Here is a 16,681-nt window from a genome sequence, read left to right as displayed (position 1 = left end):
CACACGCTGTTGCTACATATTCCTGTCATCTTCTCATACTGGCGTTAGTCAATACTGACGTTATTTATCTCACGTTAGCAGGTTCAGCAACGGGGCACGAACTAGGCGCTACTGGTCTCGCGCCCCATCGCAATCAACGCGCCGATCAAGCCCACGCCGGCCACCACCGCGCCACCGATCATCATCACGTTCAGTTGGGGATAGCTCCAATTGGCGAACGCATGCATCAGGGGCTCGACTATCGCCACGGTGCCGTCTTCGACTGTGGCAGCGATCGAGTCGTCCACCAGCCGGCCGATGCCGGTACGCAAGGTGACTCCGCCAAGCACAATCACCGCCCCGGAAATCAGCCAGACGCTCCAGCGGGCTCCGGGGGCGGCCAGCAACAGCGCTAGGACGAAGGCCACCGCGGCCCCGCCCAGGACCAGTGGCCAGTAAGTCACGTACTGTTCGATCAACACCAGGTCATCGGCCGAGATGAGTTCTGAGGGAGGAACTTGCGTGTCGATCACCAACTCGCTGGGTACCCAGCCAGTGGGATCAACACCGTCGAGCAGGGAAATCTGGTCGAGTTGCTCGCCCAGCACAACACCGGCGAGTTGGGCCACCGGGGTGAGATGGATCGAGAGGTATCCGGCATCGGGTTCGGCCGGGGTGGAGGCCTGTTGCAGCCCCTCAACCCAGTCCTGACGGGTCATCTCCACGGCTTCGCCCCACGCCTGAGCGAACCGGGAGTCCTCCACTACCAAGGACGCAAAATTCTCGGTCACCCCACCCAGCGCATCGGAGAAGGGCAACTGGGATTCCGCATTCGAGGTCACCTGATCGGCCACTAATGCCGGGACCGCGTCGAGCACCTGCTCATCACCAGAAATCTCCCGTAATGGTTCTGCGGTGTGTAACAATGCATCAGCTCGCCATCCGGTCAAACCGATCACAGTGACGATGCCGATAACCAACGCAAAAATGCTGGCAAAAAGCGTTCTCATGGTGTCCTTCTATCCCGGCGGTAGTAGTCTGGGGGACGTCCCTAGACTACTGTAACGGAGGCAATGTGAGTGGTGGTTGTGTGGTGAGCGCATGGTGATCGATGAACCTGCACTACCGGCCACAGCGGCGCAGACCTCGGCGGATCGCCCCTGGCCGGTGCGCTTACTGTCGGAGAATCTCAAACACTATATTGATCGGGCCCCGGCGACCTGGGTGGAGGGTCAGCTGATCGAGCATCGCGTGGTACGTGGCAATGCGTGGATGACACTGCGCGATATTGAAGCCGAGATCTCCCTGCCGGTCACTGCCTGGCGCAATGTGGCCTCGCACCTGGATCCTGGAGTGCAACAGGGCGCGCGTGTGGTGGCCTGGGTGAAGCCCAACTTTTACACCAAGACCGGTCGGTTGTCGATGATTGCCCAGGATATTCGCCCGGTAGGCATCGGTGACTTGCTGGCCCGAGTCGAGCGCTTGCGACACGCGTTGGCCGAAGAAGGCCTGTTTGCCCAGAAGAAACCGTTGCCCCTGGTGCCGGCACGCATCGGTCTGATTACCGGCAAAGACTCCGACGCGATGAAAGATGTCATGCGCAATACGCTCTTGCGTTGGCCGGCCACCGAATTCACCGTGGTGCACACCGCCGTCCAAGGCGCCCAGGCGCCCACCGAGATCATCGAGGCCCTGCACCAGCTTGATGCCGATGAGCGGGTGGATCTGATCGTGATAGCCCGTGGCGGTGGGGCCTTAGAAGAGGTGATCCTGCCATTTTCGGATGAACGGCTCGTGCGCGCGGTGGCGGCAGCGACCACCCCGGTGGTCTCGGCAATCGGGCACGAAGCCGACCGTCCGGTGCTCGATGATGTGGCTGATCTGCGGGCTTCCACTCCCACCGATGCGGCCAAGCGTATTGTTCCCGACGCGACGGTGGAGGCCGAGAGCATCGCTCAGGCCCGGTTAAGGATGGCCGCTGCGGTGCAGCGGCTCGTCACCGAGCAGGCCACCCACCTGGCTACGGTGCGTTCCCGGCCGGTGCTACTGCATCCTGAAACGATGATCACCACCCGCCACGAGGAACTCACCGGTGTGCTGACACGAGCACGGACGGCGATGCGTCAGCTGATTTCTCGCGAGCGAGAGGTAGTCGAGCAGGTGATGGCTCGGGTGCGTTCGCTGTCTCCGCAGTCCACACTCAACCGTGGCTATGCGGTGGTGCAGGCTGAGCAGGGCTTGATTCGACGGGCCGATCAGCTACAGGTCGGCACCCCGGTCAACATTTTGCTCTCCAGGGGAGACTTCCACGCCGAAGTCACCTCAATCAACCCCAGCACAGACGACGAAGGATGATGATGACACAAGGATTCTCGACCGCCGATACCTCCGATATTGCCCAGCTGAGCTACGAGCAGGCCCGCACTGAACTGATTGAGACCGTGACCCGGCTGGAATCCGGTGGGGTGGAACTAGAAGAAAGCTTACAACTCTGGGAGCGCGGTGAAGCCCTGGCACAACACTGTCAACGTTGGCTGACCGAGGCCCAGCAACGCATTGACCAGGTCCGTGCCGAGTCCGAGACGACGGCCAGCACCAACGAGACCGATGAGACCGATGAGTAGGACTCAGCCGTGGCGGTAGCCCTCTAAAAACTCGGCGATCCGGTGGATGCCTTCTTCGAGATCACGCACGGCCGGCAAGGTCACCAAGCGGAAATGGTCGGTCGTGTCAAGATTGAAGGCCCGACCGTGTGAGACCAGGATTTTTTGTTGTCGAAGCAGGTCGATCACGAACTTCTCGTCATCGTCAATCGGATACATCTCAGGGTCGAGTTTCGGGAACAGATACATCGCGCCGTGGGCCGGTTGCACGCTCACCCCCGGGATGGCCTGGAGCATTTCGGTGGCCAGGTTGCGCTGTTCCAGCAGTCGTCCACCCGGGAGAATGAGGTCGTTGATGGATTGATACCCGCCCAGCGCCGTCTGGATCGCGTGCTGGGCCGGAACGTTGGCGCACATGCGCATATTGGCCAGCAGAGTCAGCCCCTCAAGGAAGTCTTGAGCGCGATATTTGGGCCCGGACACGGCAACCCAACCGGCCCGGTATCCAGCCACCCGGTACGCCTTCGACAACCCGGAGAACGTCAGGGTGAGCACATCATCAGACAGCCCGGCGACGTTAATGTGGCGTGCTCCATCGTAGAGAATCTTTTCATAAATCTCATCGGCGAGTAGCACCAGCCCGTGCCGGCGAGCGATCTCGACCATTTCCATTAGTACGTGGCGCGAATACACCGCCCCGGTGGGATTATTCGGGTTGATCAGCACCAGAGCCTTGGTACGGTCGGTGACCAGAGACTCGATGTGCTCGGTGTCGGGGACCCAGCCTTCCTCTTCCACACACCGGTAGTGCACGGCTTCACCACCGCAGAGCGTGGTGGCCCCGGTCCACAGCGGATAATCCGGCGCGGGAATCAGTACCTGGTCCCCGTCATCGATCAGGGCTTGGAGGACCATGGAGATCATCTCTGAGACCCCGTTACCGATGAAAACATCATCAACCGAGATATCCCGGATGCCACGGGACTCATAGTACTGCGAGACGGCGGTGCGGGCCGAGTAGATACCCTGAGAATCGGAGTACCCCTGGGCATGGGGAAGATGGGAGACCATATCCTTCAGGATCGCCCCGGGGGCGTCAAAACCGAAGGGGGCCGGGTTCCCAATATTCAGTCGCATGATCCGATGCCCGGCGGCTTCGAGACGCTGAGCTTCTTCCAGGATCGGTCCGCGCACATCGTAGCGAACATTATGCAACTTGGATGACTGGCGAATTTCACGCGGTCGTGCTGGTGTCATCGGGACCGACCTCCAGGGTCTAAGGGGTTGTGTTGATTAGAGAGTACTGGGTGCTGCGGACGGTTCGTCCAAAATGTCGGAGGCCTCCAGCAAACCCGCTGACGACAACCACGACCGCGCCGCTGAGGCCTCGTCGAGGTCCAATCCCTCAGCGGGCCGCCGGGCCTGGTACACCATCCGGCTCAGGTTGGCAAGTTCTTCCCCGCTCACCGCCTGGTAGAGCTCATGGAGTGGTTCTTCCACCGATGCTTGAATCGACTCCGGGTCACCGATCACCAACATCCGACCTTCCGGGTAGTCGTGGCTTTCCAGCACCCGAAAAGACAGGTCAGCGATGGCTGGATCGGGCGCGTACAGCCACGTCAGGGCATCTGGTTCAGACTGTAACCGGGCCAGCTCCTGCTGGTATCCCGCAAAGGACTGTGGTGGTTCCGACCACCCCTGATCACAGGGCTCCAGCTCGGCTGCCACAACCTCCACCAGCTCATCGGTCAGCGCACCGGTTCCCATCTGTAGGTGCTCACACCGCAAGGAAGACTCCTCAGCGCTCTGCGAGGAGGTAGCCGGCGAGACAGCGGAGTCGATGTCAACCGAGTTGTGCAGATCGTCGGCTGATTCCAGTTCGTGGTAAGCAGCCGTGGCGCGGGTAACCACCGGCTGGATACGCAGGGTGGCCTCTGAGGTCGACAGAATATCGGCGGATGTGGAATTGACGATCTGATCCGCCGAGTCGACCGATTCGTCTCCGGACGTGTCCTTCATGGCCTGTTCGGGGTCGTCAGCGGCGACCAGCTGCACCGAGTTGGCCACGACCAGGGTGTTCTCGGCTTCCAGCGCCTCCGAGAGTTGTTGCCCGGAACTGGATTCCAACCCATGGCGCTCAGCGGCAATACCGCGGGTGCTCAGAAACTCCACGGTGGCCACGGCCATGGCTTCATCCAGGGGGTCCGGGCCGGCAAGCACGCGGACGGTAGCGACCGAAGGATCAGGATCGACGGCTTTCTGATCGCCACAGGCGCTCAGGCCCATCACCGCTACCAGAGTGATCGACAGCGCGCGGAGGCTACGGGGCATGCCCACCAGTCTAAAGGTTTCGCCCGACCACGTGCTGAATCACAACACCTCACCACAGTTACTACACTGGGAGTATGGCAGAAACGACGTCGTCTGATTCGGGACGGAAGCTTCCGTTCTCGATGATCAGAAAACTCGACGATATCTTGCACGGCCGTGTCCACCATCTGGTGCGCCACCATGCCGATACCGCCAGTGGCTGGTTGGACCTAGCTCAAGAAGCCGCCTACGCCCAGCGAGTGGAACAGTGCTTAGAGGCCTTGACTCAGCTCGAGCACGCCCCGGGGTCTGATCGACCGGAGGTACGGTTGGCTGCCTATCGCACTCGGGCCTCCGTGCTACATTCGCTGGGTGAGACCCAGCGGGCCGAACAAGATGTGACAGCACGTGCCGAGGTATTGCGTTCGGTAGGCCAGTACCATCAAGCGGATCTGGAAGAGCAACTGGGGACCATGTTGTTTGCTGAACCGGATTCGTTCTCGGCCACGGTCCTGCAGGGTGTCGTCGATACCGAACGGGAGGCGCTCCAACGCCACCGTTACGACACAGTCCTCTCCGATGCCTTGATTGCCCTGGCAACGATTCGGGTCTGCGAACACGCCACCGAGGAAGCCCTGGAGTTGATTACCGAGGCTCTGGACGTCATCCGATGGCGACGCGACGAGGGATTGGTGGTTTCCCGGTCCGCGACCGATACTGCACACATGTTTGCCGCCCACGTTTATTTGATGACCGAACAGTTCAGCGCCGCTGCCGCTACCGCCGGCGAGCTACTCTCGACCGGTTGCCACCGCGCGATTCGGGCTGCGATGTGGATGGTACAGGCCGCAGTGGCCCACCACCGGGAAGACTCTGCCTTAGCCGCCGAGTACGCCGTGCAAGCCCTCGAGACCTACGTGCGGATCGGAGCCCGATCTGGCGCTGCCTCGGCAGCGGGGCTGTGCGCTGCCATGGCCTCCCAGCTGGGCGAGACCTCCGTGGCAGTCACCGCCTGGAAGATTGCCGCGGCCGAAGCCGAGCAAGGCGAAATCCCCGAGTCCGGCGGATTGCTCTTTGCCTTGGGGCATCAGTTGTTAGAGGCGGAGGAGTATAAGGACGCCGAAGAGGTACTCACCGGTCTGGTCCGGCGAGCCGAGATCTCCGGCGACCGTGCCTCTCAGGCTCAGGTGCTGGTGGATTTAGGGCAAGCACTGCGCCGTCAACACCGGACCCAGGAGGCCATCGAGCATTGGCACCAGGCCATTGAGCTGATGCTATCGACTGGGGCCCGCCAGGAGGCGGTGCACGTTTATTTGGCCCTGGGCGCACTGCATTCGACCGAAGACGAGCCCCGGCGTGCGCGCACCGCCGTCCAGCACGCCGTGACAGTAGCCCGTCAACTGCCTACACCCAATATGGTCTTGGCGCAGGCTCTGAACGCGCTGGGTCATTTAATGTGTGACCAGGGCGATCATGAGGGCATTTTGCATCTCAACGAGGCCATTGAGATTGCCCAGCATACCGGGGCCACCTGGTATCAGGCTGACTACATGGACACTCAGGCCCGCGGGTATTGGTCGTTGCACAACGGCGTCAACGCGGTAGCCACCGCGCTGAACGCTGCCGATCTGTTCACCACGGCCGACGATCCCGACGGCGCGGCCCGCGCGGAACTTTTTGCCGGCCACGTCTTGCTGGAACAGGATCGCGAGGTCGAAGCGGCCACCCTATTGTCTCAGTTGCTCGAGACCGAGACGCTGGATACCGGTGCCCGCATTGCTGCACTGATGGGCTTGGCAGAAGCTCAGGAACGCACGGGAGACAATATGGCCGCCCAACAGAGCCGACGGCGGGTCGAAGAATTGGAAGCCCAGGCGCTGAATCGTCGTGATGAGAGTACGTGCTAGCGTGAGCAACTTGATCGAGTAGCTGATCTCACGAGTGCTCAAGGAGTCGCTCGGCCAACTCCAAGCGCTGCTCGGCCGCCTGGACGTCGTGCTCGGACAGTGTGGACAACAGGCTCAGTACTACCGCGGCGGCTCGCCCACCCAACCCAGAGGCGTCGACCGGATCCCGAAACGGAGCCGTTCGGGCCATAAGGTTTGGGTGTGTGAGCTGGTCGAAGTACGTCTCGACCAGGCGCCAGCGCTGGTGTAGTGTCACGCTCGTCTCAGAGACCGCCAAGTGACCGATCAAGCAGGCCAAATCGTCAATGTGGTGACCCGGTCCGGCCGCATCCACGTCGAGAATCGATCGGATCGCACCGGTGGTGGGGTCCAGCAGCAGGTGCGCTTCATAGAGGTCACCGTGGACAGCAACCTGGGGGCCGGGATCGGTGGCATCCAGACGGCGATGAATTTCGGTGCTGAGCTGTTCGATCCGGCCAGCCTGACCGAGGAACTGATGCTGTGCCCCGACCGCGAATTCACTGACCCGCTCGGCCCAGGAAGCACGATGGGGCAGATCCACTAGCTGGTCGGGAAGTTGTTCCAACACCGCGCGCAGTTCGCACAGGCTGAAGGCCTCGCCACGACCCGAATTGACCAGTTCGGTCAGCGAGATTCCGCACCCGGCGTCCAGGACCAGGATGTCGCGGGACGGCTCAGCCACGGGAAGCACCACTGGCACGCCGGCGTCTGCGCACACCAGATGCTTCTGGTAGATCTGGTCAGCTTCTCCTTCCGGCAACACCTTCAGAAAGAAGCTATGGTCCAGTCCTCGACCGAGGTGGAAATCCGCCCGTAGCACCGCGCGCCGCAACGGACGGTAGGCCACCATGCGCAGACTCCGCAATTTTCCCAGGTGTTCGAAACGTTGCTGGACGGTACTGGGAGTACTGGCCAGTTTCAATCCGGGCAACAACGGGTCAGCCGGATGCTCCCAGAGCTCCAATTCGGTGCCATCGTCTGCGGTGATCATCTCTGCCACACCCACCGGCAAGATCTCGGTGGTGATACCCCAGTACCGGCGACTCTCCCGGCCACCGTCCACCACAAAACCTTCGATTAGCCAGGTCAGCTCGGGCCCGCGTCGTTGGGTGTCAATCACCGCGGCTCGATCGAGACGAAACCCCTTACGCGCACAATAATCGCGCAAGAGCTCAATCAAGTCATGGCTGTTCATAGCGGATTAGGCTACCAAATCCCAGCCGTATCGGTTCGCGACGGTCGGCAAATGTCCCCGCCAGACTAGATCGCCCGGCGCCGATCCAAGACTTTGTCGAGGTCGAGTTTGCGGTGGGCCTTGGCAGTAACCTTGGCCTGATACTGCGGGGAAACGCCGTCTTTCAGGTGCGTATCGGCCGACGGTTGCGGAGTAACCTCGGTCGCCAACGGTTCGGGTTGTTCGCGAACGATTTCGGCAGCGTCCAGATACATCGGCCGTGGAATACCCCGGCGGGCGACTGACTTTTTCGGCACCGGGGCTTCTTTGATCCTGAGCTCAACCAGCGGGGTGTGGTCCTGTTCCTCAGACCGGCCCGGCTCGTCAGTAGTGCGCTCTGCTACGGCACCGGCCTGTGCTTGACGATCAAAGACCGGATGGTTGTGCTCAACCTTGGCCGAGCTCTCAGGTGTGCGATCAGCGTCGTGCTCGGTGTCGGTGTCAGCTGACGATCCGGCTTCCACCGTCGTGGCAGGCCGTTCGCTGTGACGCTGAGCATCGGCCCGACGGTACTGATCGCGGATCGCCAGGGCGCGCAGACTGGCCAAGGACGCCACGGAGACCACAAGCGACAGCAAGGCCCAGGCCCACATAGCGGCACCAAATAGTCCGGCAACAGCAGTCACGATGAAGACCAGGGTCGCCAAGACGGCCACAGCAAAAATTGCTGTTCTCCCCCACCGGATCGTGAACGTCGGGGTTGATGTCTGTTCTGCCATGATTCTCCTTGGAGCGGTGGCGGTCACCTTCGGCCGGCGGACTCGGACGTCTTCGCGACGACCCATCATGATCATCCACACCAGAACTGCAAGCACCACCACCACGGAGGTTGCAATCTGCAGCTCGGGCAGGTATCCCAACGCCTGCGACAGGGATTCCTCGAGCTGGGTTATCCGATGGTCCACTCTTTGAGAGTACTCGCCCAGAATCACACCGGTGTGATTCACCGGTGGTGTGTCACTGCTTTAGCGGAAAATCCGCCTGTAACTGGGCCACAAGTCCACCTAACGGCCACTCTTCAGTGCTGATGGCAAAACTATCGTGATCGGTCCACATGCCATTGATGTGCAGATAGTTTTTTCGCAACCCCTCATACCGCATACCAAGTTTTTCGACGACCCGGTGTGAGGCAATGTTCTGCGGAACGATATTGATCTCCACCCGGTGTAATCCCACCCGATCAAACAGATAATCGATCGCCAGCGCAACCGCAGTAGGCACAATATTGCGCCCGGCGAGGCGGTGATCGACCCAATACCCCAACGCGGTTGACCGGACCGAACCCCACTGTACCGGCGCGGCCACCACTTGGCCGGCCACTCGGGCATGGTGCTGACCGGGTTGTTGAACACAGAGCACCCAGGGAAAAGAATGCCCCGCGCGGGCGTCACGATTCATCGCCCGCACCATGTGGCCAAAGGTCGGCAATCGGTCAGCTTCGCCCCATACCGGTGGATGGGTAGCATCCCACGGCTGAAGCCATTGGGCGTTCGCAGCTCTGACGCTATCCCACTCGGCGCCGTCGCGTCGTTTGAGAGGACGCAACACGAGGTTCTGCCACCGCAACGCGACCGGCCATTGCGCCGAGACGCCTTCAAAGATCTGCACCTTCCCCATGGTAGAACACACCCCTCCCTGATGCCCCAGTACATAGCTCGCTATCAGTGGTCTCACGAGTATGTCCGCAGATCACGCTCGCTCCCGTTCACGCTGGGAGAAGGTGAGACAATGGAGACGACAGCTAGGTGCGGTCGAGTAGCCAGCGAAGGAGGAGAATGGACAAAAAAGCTTTCCGAACCTTGATGAGACAACGCCGTGTCGCACTGGGCAACGCTGAACGTCTGCGACAGTCACACCTGATCTGCGAACAGTTATTGGGCTGGTACGACGCACAGCGGGATGCCGGTTTAACACCGTTTAGCCGGGTAGCGTCGGTTATCAGCTACGGCACTGAGCCGGATACTACCGAGTTCGTCACCGGACTTCATGAGCGCGGGATCCAGGTAATTGTCCCGGTTCCCTACGCCGATCACACGATGCGGTGGGCTGTGTGGACTCCCGATGTCGAGCTGGAAGAAACCGAATTGAAAGGACTCAGCCAGCCCGTTGGCAAGCGTTTTGATCACGACATTCTCACCGAGGTGGAAGCGATCCAGGTTCCAGCGCTCGCCGTGGACTCTCACGGCCACCGCATGGGGCAGGGTGGCGGCTTTTATGACCGTGTTCTTTCCCACCTTGCACAGACTCTCGATCAGCCTGTCGTAACCCTCAGTCCCGTGTTCTCGCACGAGTATTACCCGGATTTCTCGCCGATTCCAACCGATGACCACGATCAACCCGTCAACGGCGCGGTCACCACCGCTGGAATCCATTGGACCGTGTCCGACACGAAAAATGAGACGCGAAATCTGCGGGTAAACTAGCGACGTTATCTTCTCGTTATTTTTTTCATTCGGGCCAGGATCAGGAGTGCCTTACTATGCCGGTGTATTCATATGTTTGTCGAGACTGCTCTCATGCTTTTGATATTCACCAGTCTTTTTCCGAGGACTCCCTGACAGCCTGCCCCAAGTGCGGTGGCGTCTTACGCAAGAAATTCGGCTCCGTGGGGGTTAGTTTCAAAGGGTCCGGCTTCTACCGGAACGATTCTCGGAGCTCAACGGACTCGTCGTCAACTTCCTCGTCGAGCGAGGCGAGCACGTCATCGTCTAGCACGACCTCTTCATCACAGTAAGACATACGGGAACAAATTCGACAGTGCATTTATTGCACTATTGACACAGTAGCGACGCTCGAGTCTCAGGAGGACATCAGCGATGTCACCACGTAATCACGCAATCCCAGACCTGACCGATGAATTTGACGAGACCGACGAGTACGTCCTGCCGGATTATCGAGATCCTGAAGCCATCCCTGAACTGTCTGGTTCCCAGCTAGAGCAGATGCTGTCTGTTGCGACCAACCCAGAAACCCCTGAACCAGAAGACGAGTTGGTCCCTGACGACGCCGTGCCAGAACAAGACTTAGACGCAGACATGGCCAACAGCGCTGATCTGTGGTCCGAGGAGGATGTTTCAGACCCCCAGCTGTAGAAAGTAGCTTCATGCCTGTTGATCCTGCTCAACTCGATCTCATCCATCGTGCTCAACACGGGACGAAAGCGCCTTCGCCACCTTGGTCGAGGGCGCTTCTCGTCGAATGTGGGCAGTGGTTTATTCGATCACTGGCAATCAGCACGATGCTGAAGACGCCATGCAGAATGCACTAACGTCAGCATGGAGAAATTTGCACCAATTTGAACCGCGCGCCAAGTTCTCAACGTGGGCATACCGGATCGCCGCCAACGCAGCCCGACAGATTATTCGTGCACGACGCGATGTCCTCGACGACGAGATCGGGATGACGCAGGCCGATACTAGCCCCACTGCCGACGAGAAAGTCAGTACCGTCATGGTCGTCCGAGCTGGCCTCGCCCAGCTAGGGGAAGACTTTCGGGAAGCCCTGATTTTGCGCGAATATGGTGGTCTCACCTACGAAGAGATCGCGACACACCAAAAAATCGGCATTCAAACCGTCAAATCCCGCATTAACCGCGCTCGCACGAAGCTCCGTGAAATCCTCAGCGAACAAGGTGTTAAGTAGTCGGTCTAAACCTCGGGATACTGGTCCAGGAACAATCTCATTCGCTCTCGCGCCTTGTCGTCTGCCGTTTCACCCTCATATTCAGAAACCGGGATGTATCCGACATCAAACATAACCATCGCACAACTTATCACGATGGATACAAGACCCAAGTGCAGAGTGGTGCCATCGGATAGCGTCATTACCGGCTATGACCTGGGAATTCGTACCGGCGTCGTCGTTTGGAGATTAACCTGCTGAACCGCTGAGTGTCCGGCACGCCTCCACTTCGGCTGGTGCCCGTAGAGGGGTGAACCAGTCGGGATTTCGCGCGCAACAATAGCGGGGCAGCAGCTGGCCGCAGCAGTATTAACTGACAAAACCTCCGACTGCTCTTGGAGCGCCAAAAGGCCTAGAAGTCGCCGAATGGTATCGCCGTCAACGAGTTGCTATTAGCCTAATCAGATGGTGTTCGTACGTAACACGAAAGAAGCCGACGCCATGAAAAACGATGATCAACGGACTAGCCACTCTGGATTCATTACCGCTTGGTCAATTCTCTTCTGGTGAGCTTGGGCACCCAAGAGCCCATTGAATGAGCGGATACATTCCGAGCTCACCGCCACACGACTGAAGTCTCGGGCAGCGCAGAGGAGGCGTACCCACCTAGTCGTCATCGATTGGGTGCTTACTAAGCACTTGCTCGACCATTAGCCACTCAAGGTCTTGCTGCACGGCTGTGTCGTCAGGCCATAAGGCGCTTGTACCAGCTAGTTGAATCTTCTGAGTCAGCTTTCTATGGGTGCAGCCGAAGTCGGCTCCGTATCCAGGGACCATGTAGACCGTTTCTGAGCCCCCTAGCGGAACCTCGAGATGTTCTGACGAAAGAACGACAAGATCTAGGAGACGGAGGCTACGTGCGATCGGCAACCTTTCTGACGAGATGACGAGCCGATTTGTTTCACGGCGGATGATTCCCCTAGCAACTGCAGATTGAATGGCTCGAGCGACCTCGTCGGGGGGATAGCCTTCGCTCTTCAGGTACTGCTGGACTCTTTGTAAATCCCCTTCTGGTGAGAGCATCACTGCATGCTCGATTTCGCGAGGGGTAAGGAAACAAATCTGCTGAAGTGCTCTGCGTAAGCGCACCAGGATTGACTTAACCTGTATGAAATCCTGAGTGGATTCGAAGTTCAACATGTGTCCAAGGTCGCCACGCAAAGCCCCCGCGTATCCTGCGCCGTCTAGAAACTTGAGGAACACCGAGTTTGGGTAGTTTCCTCGAGTCTGCGTCTAGAACTATTTGTCTGATCATAGACAGTGCGAGAAGCGCCGTCGGAGGTCAGGCCAACGTCGTCGGAAGCGAATAGAATATCCACCATCAGCCGGATCGCATCACGCGGGGTATAAAACGCACCCGCAGCGTTACCCTTCGTGTCAAAGGCCTTGTACATGACGTGCTGGAACAGGTCGCCCATCTGTACGTCGGGCAGATCCTGCATGCTCATGTCGATGGTGGCGAAGTGCTTCACAACCGGCCACAAGCGGTGCGCAGTGTCAAGGGTCTTCATCTTCACTGCGAAATCGAAGGCATCCAACACGTCGCGCACGGAGGAAGAAAACGCGCCAACGTAGTCCATCAGCGCGTCGTAGACGTGATCGTCGAGCTTGGCAATGGTGGTCAAGTTCAGCCGGGAGGTATTGAAGAAGGACAAACCGAACTTGCTTTGGACCTCCCAATCAATCATTTCCTCGCTGTACCCCTCCGAGCATGCTTCCCTGGGGCTAAAATCCCTACGGTAAACGTACTGTCCAAAAACATTCTCGGGACACGCACATTCCGTCTCGTCTTCTATTGCAACACCACGGATAGACACCACCCGGTTACGCTCGAACAAAGCATCGAACTCCCCCACGCACTACCCCTTCGCTCCATACGAGAAAAGAAGCTTCCCGTTTTGAGAAGAATCTTTCGAAAAGACCCCCCATCTCCGGGACCTGCTCGTCTCCTCGATTCACTCTTCGCCTGCGGCCTCATCGCCTGGGCCGTGCGACTGCCGCCCTTCATTGGGTTCGTCGCCTCCGGCTTCGCACTCAATGCCGCGGGTGTGAAACATGTCGAGTCCCTCGATCTTCTCGCCGTCATCGGCGTGACCCTCATGCTGTTTTCCATCGGCCTGCGCCTACGTACTGGTCATGACACTCATCTGCGCGGGCTTCATCAGCGCCCTTATCGCCGTTGCCCTTTTTAAAGGGTGGCGGCGGACTGTGGCGCAGCTTGGTAGCGCACTACACTAGGGGTGTAGGGGTCGCAGGTTCAAATCCTGTCAGTCCGACAAAATCTTTAGGGGGCTATTCGTCCAGCTCCCCCATCTCCTTAGCAGCAGCCATCAGCTCTGCCAAAGCTTCAATGACGGTTCCCAATTCTCATATTGATGGTGACTGGCGCATAGGCTTGAGGTGGAGATGGCGTCCGTGCCAGTGTTCAATCAGCCAACGGTCATGACTGGCGATGATTAGGGTTCCTTGCCAATTGCGCAGCGCTTCTTCAAGCGCGTCCATCGTCTCCAAATCGAGGTAGTTGGTAGGTTCGTCGATTATTAGCACGGTTGGACGACGGGCCAATGCGATTGCGAGTTGGGCGCGGCGTTGATTCCCTGCCGACAAGTCGGGAATTGGGGTGCGCCACATAGACGGATGCAAGATTCCTTTCCCAGCCGAGCCAACCCCGTTCCTCCACGTCTGCGATTCAAAGCCTGGGTCTGACTCAGCTGGAAGCCTCTGCAGCACCTGACCGACGGGTTCATCGCGGGTAATGGTGCCCTTGCTGGTCACCTTGGTCGGCGGGTTACCGGAAGCAACCCAGCTCAGCAGGGTTGATTTCCCTGCCCCGTTTGTCCCCGTCACGAGGAGGTGTTCGCCTCTGCTGAGATCGAACGTGACCGGCGCAAGCCGACCTACCACCGTCGCGTCCCTGGCTGAAACGGCCAGACCAGATCGAGGGTCAGTTTCGAGGGAGGGGAACTCCAAATCGTAGTGACGGGGTTTTCGTACCTCGCGCTGGACAAGGCGCTCCAAGCGAACATCATCTGCACGCGTTCTCTTTACCGCTGTCGCTGCCGCCCGGTCCGTGAAGAACTTCTTCTGCTTGCCAACCGCTGTTTCGACCCGGACACCACCGCGGCCAATCTTCATGCTCTCGTGCCGGTGCTCGTGCAACTCGCGCTTTTCGTCCTGTTGCGCGGCGTGGATCTGCAGGTGCTTCTCTCGGGCGGTCGCCTTGGCGGCTAGGTAGTCAGTGTAGTTGCCCGCGTTGCGGTAAACGCCCACTAGCTCCTCACCGTCTACTTTGGCTAATTCCTGCCACACGGTGATATCCATGTCGTAGATAACGGTGGCGGAATTCTCGATGAAAGCCCGGTCATGGCTGGCGGCGAGCACTGGACCGTCCCAGTTATTGACGACAGTTGCCAGGAATTCGATGGCCTCGCCGTCCAAGTGGTTGGTCGGTTCATCGAGGATCAGCACCTCAGGCCGGATGATCAGCAGCACAGCTAGCTCCAACCGCGCACGCTGGCCGGGCGAAAGTCTGACCAACATCCGATTTGCACCAGACCCAGTCAGTTCGACGAGACCCAGCCCGGCAAGAGTCTCGTTCACGCGTGAATCCAATGACCATACATCCAGCGCGTTCAACCGAGCGAGGATCTGATCGTACTCGCCCGCAAGACCATCCTGCCCAGACGCGATGGCCTCAGTGACTTGCTCAAAACGCAACAACAGCTCCCTGAACGGTGCCAGTGCCGAGTCGAGGAACTGCGCAACGCTGCCGTCGAAAGACTCCGGATCGGGAATACGCTGAGGAACAACGCCAGAAACAACTCCTCCCGAAACGGGTATCAGATCACCGGTCAGAATTTTCAGCAGCGTTGATTTACCGACCCCGTTCGGGCCGATTAAGAAGGCTCGCTCACCGGCAGAAACGTGCAGACTCACACGGTCGAGGACGAGACGGGAGCCATAGGAAAAAGAAACATCATCGAGGGCAATTGCGGGCATAGTGATCTCCGGGGGGTAGAAGCTTGGGTCACTTCTCAGCAGGGCTGAGTGGAGATCACATGTTCACCGGAACTGCACACTCCTCGATTAACGGGCGTCACCAACTGGCAGGGTATGACGAGATTCTACATGCCGAGCACAGGCTAAATCCAGAGATCGACGAGACTCATAGAAAGTCCCCGCGTAGGCAGGGGCCGTGCCTCAGGTAGTTTCCCCGCGAAATGTCTTTACCGGTGGGCTGGGGTGGGGCGACGATGGGGTATGACGCATAAGGATGTTTCGATGCAGACTCGGATTGAAGTCACCAAGCACTATGCGGCCAGGTATGCTGCGGCTTCCAAGAAGGTCAAGGGTCAGATTCTGGATACGGTGGTGGAGCTGACTGGCTGGCACCGGGATCATGCCCGTCAGCAGCTCAAGCGCCGATTAGCTCAGCCTAAGGGTCGGGCCACCGCGACGGTGGCGGTCATCGATCGGCGCAAGACCAAGGCCCGCAAATACTCCTATGACGCCGTGAAAGTCTTGCAGTCGGTGTGGTCGGTCTCGGGTGGGTTATCGGGCAAATATTTGGCTGCCTCGATGGCTGATTGGCTCGAAGGCCTGGAGGCCTACGGTGGGCTGGTGGCCGGTCACAACCGCTACAGCGCCACAGTACGAGCAGAGTTATTGGCGATGAGTGCTGCCACGATTGACCGGTATTTGCAACCGGTGCGGGCCAAGGACCCGATCCGAGGCAAAGCCGCTACCAAACCCGATAGCCTGTTGCGCAATTCGATCACGATTCGTAAAGCCGGTGACGAGCTCGACGACGAACCCGGACTGTTTGAAGTCGACACGGTGGCCCACTGCGGGCCCACGCTCAAAGGCGAATTTGTGCGCAGTGTCAATTTCACCGATGTGCGCATCGGCTGGGTCTACACCACCGCGATCCGCAATAACGCTGCGAA

Annotated in this window: 15 protein-coding genes, 1 tRNA gene and 2 pseudogenes; 10 read left to right on the top strand and 8 right to left on the bottom strand. The window is 59.1% G+C overall.

The genetic code is table 11. The annotated features are described in order from the left end of the window. Positions 1-101 precede the first annotated feature (101 nt). The gene (locus DCC25_RS00095) at positions 102-989 is read right to left on the bottom strand and encodes a hypothetical protein (protein WP_110100183.1); all 888 of its coding nucleotides are present in this window, start codon (positions 987-989) and stop codon (positions 102-104) included. Between the two features lie 91 nt (positions 990-1,080). On the opposite strand from DCC25_RS00095, the gene xseA reads away from it, so the two are divergent. Together xseA and DCC25_RS00085 are read left to right on the top strand one after the other, a co-directional pair. Next, a complete protein-coding gene (gene xseA, locus DCC25_RS00090; RefSeq protein WP_110100182.1) occupies positions 1,081-2,334 on the top strand; it encodes an exodeoxyribonuclease VII large subunit in 1,254 nt (417 codons plus the stop codon). Continuing rightward, positions 2,331-2,603: an exodeoxyribonuclease VII small subunit gene (locus DCC25_RS00085; RefSeq protein ID WP_233487795.1), complete on the top strand. Its 273-nt coding sequence runs from the start codon at positions 2,331-2,333 to the stop codon at positions 2,601-2,603. Before xseA ends, DCC25_RS00085 begins: the two co-directional genes overlap by 4 nt. Before the next feature lie 3 nt (positions 2,604-2,606). On the opposite strand, the gene DCC25_RS00080 is transcribed toward DCC25_RS00085, so the two are convergent. Together DCC25_RS00080 and DCC25_RS00075 are read right to left on the bottom strand one after the other, a co-directional pair. Further along, the gene (locus DCC25_RS00080; protein WP_110100021.1) at positions 2,607-3,839 is read right to left on the bottom strand and encodes a pyridoxal phosphate-dependent aminotransferase; all 1,233 of its coding nucleotides are present in this window, start codon (positions 3,837-3,839) and stop codon (positions 2,607-2,609) included. 36 nt (positions 3,840-3,875) lie between these two features. Then, positions 3,876-4,913: a hypothetical protein gene (locus DCC25_RS00075; RefSeq protein WP_110100180.1), complete on the bottom strand. Its 1,038-nt coding sequence runs from the start codon at positions 4,911-4,913 to the stop codon at positions 3,876-3,878. Positions 4,914-4,987: 74 nt separating this feature from the next. Here DCC25_RS00075 and DCC25_RS00070 point away from each other — a divergent pair, with 74 nt between their 5' ends. Continuing rightward, the gene (locus DCC25_RS00070) at positions 4,988-6,799 is read left to right on the top strand and encodes a tetratricopeptide repeat protein (protein ID WP_110100179.1); all 1,812 of its coding nucleotides are present in this window, start codon (positions 4,988-4,990) and stop codon (positions 6,797-6,799) included. A gap of 28 nt (positions 6,800-6,827) precedes the next feature. On the opposite strand, the gene DCC25_RS00065 is transcribed toward DCC25_RS00070, so the two are convergent. From DCC25_RS00065 to DCC25_RS00055, 3 genes are all read right to left on the bottom strand, one after another. Continuing rightward, the gene (locus DCC25_RS00065) at positions 6,828-8,015 is read right to left on the bottom strand and encodes a phosphotransferase (RefSeq protein ID WP_110100178.1); all 1,188 of its coding nucleotides are present in this window, start codon (positions 8,013-8,015) and stop codon (positions 6,828-6,830) included. A 65-nt stretch (positions 8,016-8,080) separates the two neighbouring features. Next, positions 8,081-9,001: a UbiA family prenyltransferase gene (locus DCC25_RS00060; RefSeq protein WP_110100177.1), complete on the bottom strand. Its 921-nt coding sequence runs from the start codon at positions 8,999-9,001 to the stop codon at positions 8,081-8,083. A 10-nt stretch (positions 9,002-9,011) separates the two neighbouring features. Beyond that, on the bottom strand, positions 9,012-9,671 hold the full coding sequence (locus DCC25_RS00055) for a GNAT family N-acetyltransferase (protein ID WP_110100176.1): 660 nt from the start codon (positions 9,669-9,671) through the stop codon (positions 9,012-9,014). A gap of 158 nt (positions 9,672-9,829) precedes the next feature. On the opposite strand from DCC25_RS00055, the gene DCC25_RS00050 reads away from it, so the two are divergent. From DCC25_RS00050 to DCC25_RS00035, 4 genes and pseudogenes are all read left to right on the top strand, one after another. Then, entirely contained in the window at positions 9,830-10,477 is a 648-nt protein-coding gene (locus tag DCC25_RS00050; RefSeq protein WP_110100175.1) for a 5-formyltetrahydrofolate cyclo-ligase, read from the top strand. 56 nt (positions 10,478-10,533) lie between these two features. Further along, a pseudogene (locus DCC25_RS11840) lies at positions 10,534-10,674 on the top strand (FmdB family zinc ribbon protein); the annotation flags it as partial. A 196-nt stretch (positions 10,675-10,870) separates the two neighbouring features. Beyond that, positions 10,871-11,146: a hypothetical protein gene (locus DCC25_RS00040; protein ID WP_110100173.1), complete on the top strand. Its 276-nt coding sequence runs from the start codon at positions 10,871-10,873 to the stop codon at positions 11,144-11,146. Positions 11,147-11,228: 82 nt separating this feature from the next. Further along, positions 11,229-11,696 carry an RNA polymerase sigma factor gene (locus tag DCC25_RS00035; RefSeq protein ID WP_255410727.1) on the top strand — a complete coding sequence of 156 codons (468 nt, stop codon included), beginning with the start codon at positions 11,229-11,231 and terminating at the stop codon, positions 11,694-11,696. Between the two features lie 1,223 nt (positions 11,697-12,919). On the opposite strand, the gene DCC25_RS00025 is transcribed toward DCC25_RS00035, so the two are convergent. Then, positions 12,920-13,591, bottom strand: a complete 672-nt coding sequence (locus DCC25_RS00025) for a type I restriction-modification system subunit M N-terminal domain-containing protein (protein ID WP_199445854.1) — start codon at positions 13,589-13,591, stop codon at positions 12,920-12,922. A 132-nt stretch (positions 13,592-13,723) separates the two neighbouring features. On the opposite strand from DCC25_RS00025, the gene DCC25_RS00020 reads away from it, so the two are divergent. Next, positions 13,724-13,927, top strand: a complete 204-nt coding sequence (locus tag DCC25_RS00020; protein WP_199445853.1) for a hypothetical protein — start codon at positions 13,724-13,726, stop codon at positions 13,925-13,927. Positions 13,928-13,937: 10 nt separating this feature from the next. Continuing rightward, a tRNA-Pro gene (locus DCC25_RS00015) sits at positions 13,938-14,011 on the top strand. 91 nt (positions 14,012-14,102) lie between these two features. Here DCC25_RS00015 and DCC25_RS00010 read toward each other — a convergent pair. Continuing rightward, the gene (locus DCC25_RS00010) at positions 14,103-15,734 is read right to left on the bottom strand and encodes an ABC-F family ATP-binding cassette domain-containing protein (RefSeq protein WP_110100170.1); all 1,632 of its coding nucleotides are present in this window, start codon (positions 15,732-15,734) and stop codon (positions 14,103-14,105) included. A 282-nt stretch (positions 15,735-16,016) separates the two neighbouring features. On the opposite strand from DCC25_RS00010, the pseudogene DCC25_RS00005 reads away from it, so the two are divergent. Beyond that, positions 16,017-16,681: pseudogene (locus tag DCC25_RS00005) on the top strand (integrase); the annotation flags it as partial.

The organism is Auritidibacter sp. NML120636, assembly GCF_003185945.1.
GTDB lineage: Bacteria > Actinomycetota > Actinomycetes > Actinomycetales > Micrococcaceae > Auritidibacter > Auritidibacter ignavus.
Note: the sequence above shows the minus strand (reverse complement) of the source record. Positions and strands in the feature narration are given on the sequence as shown.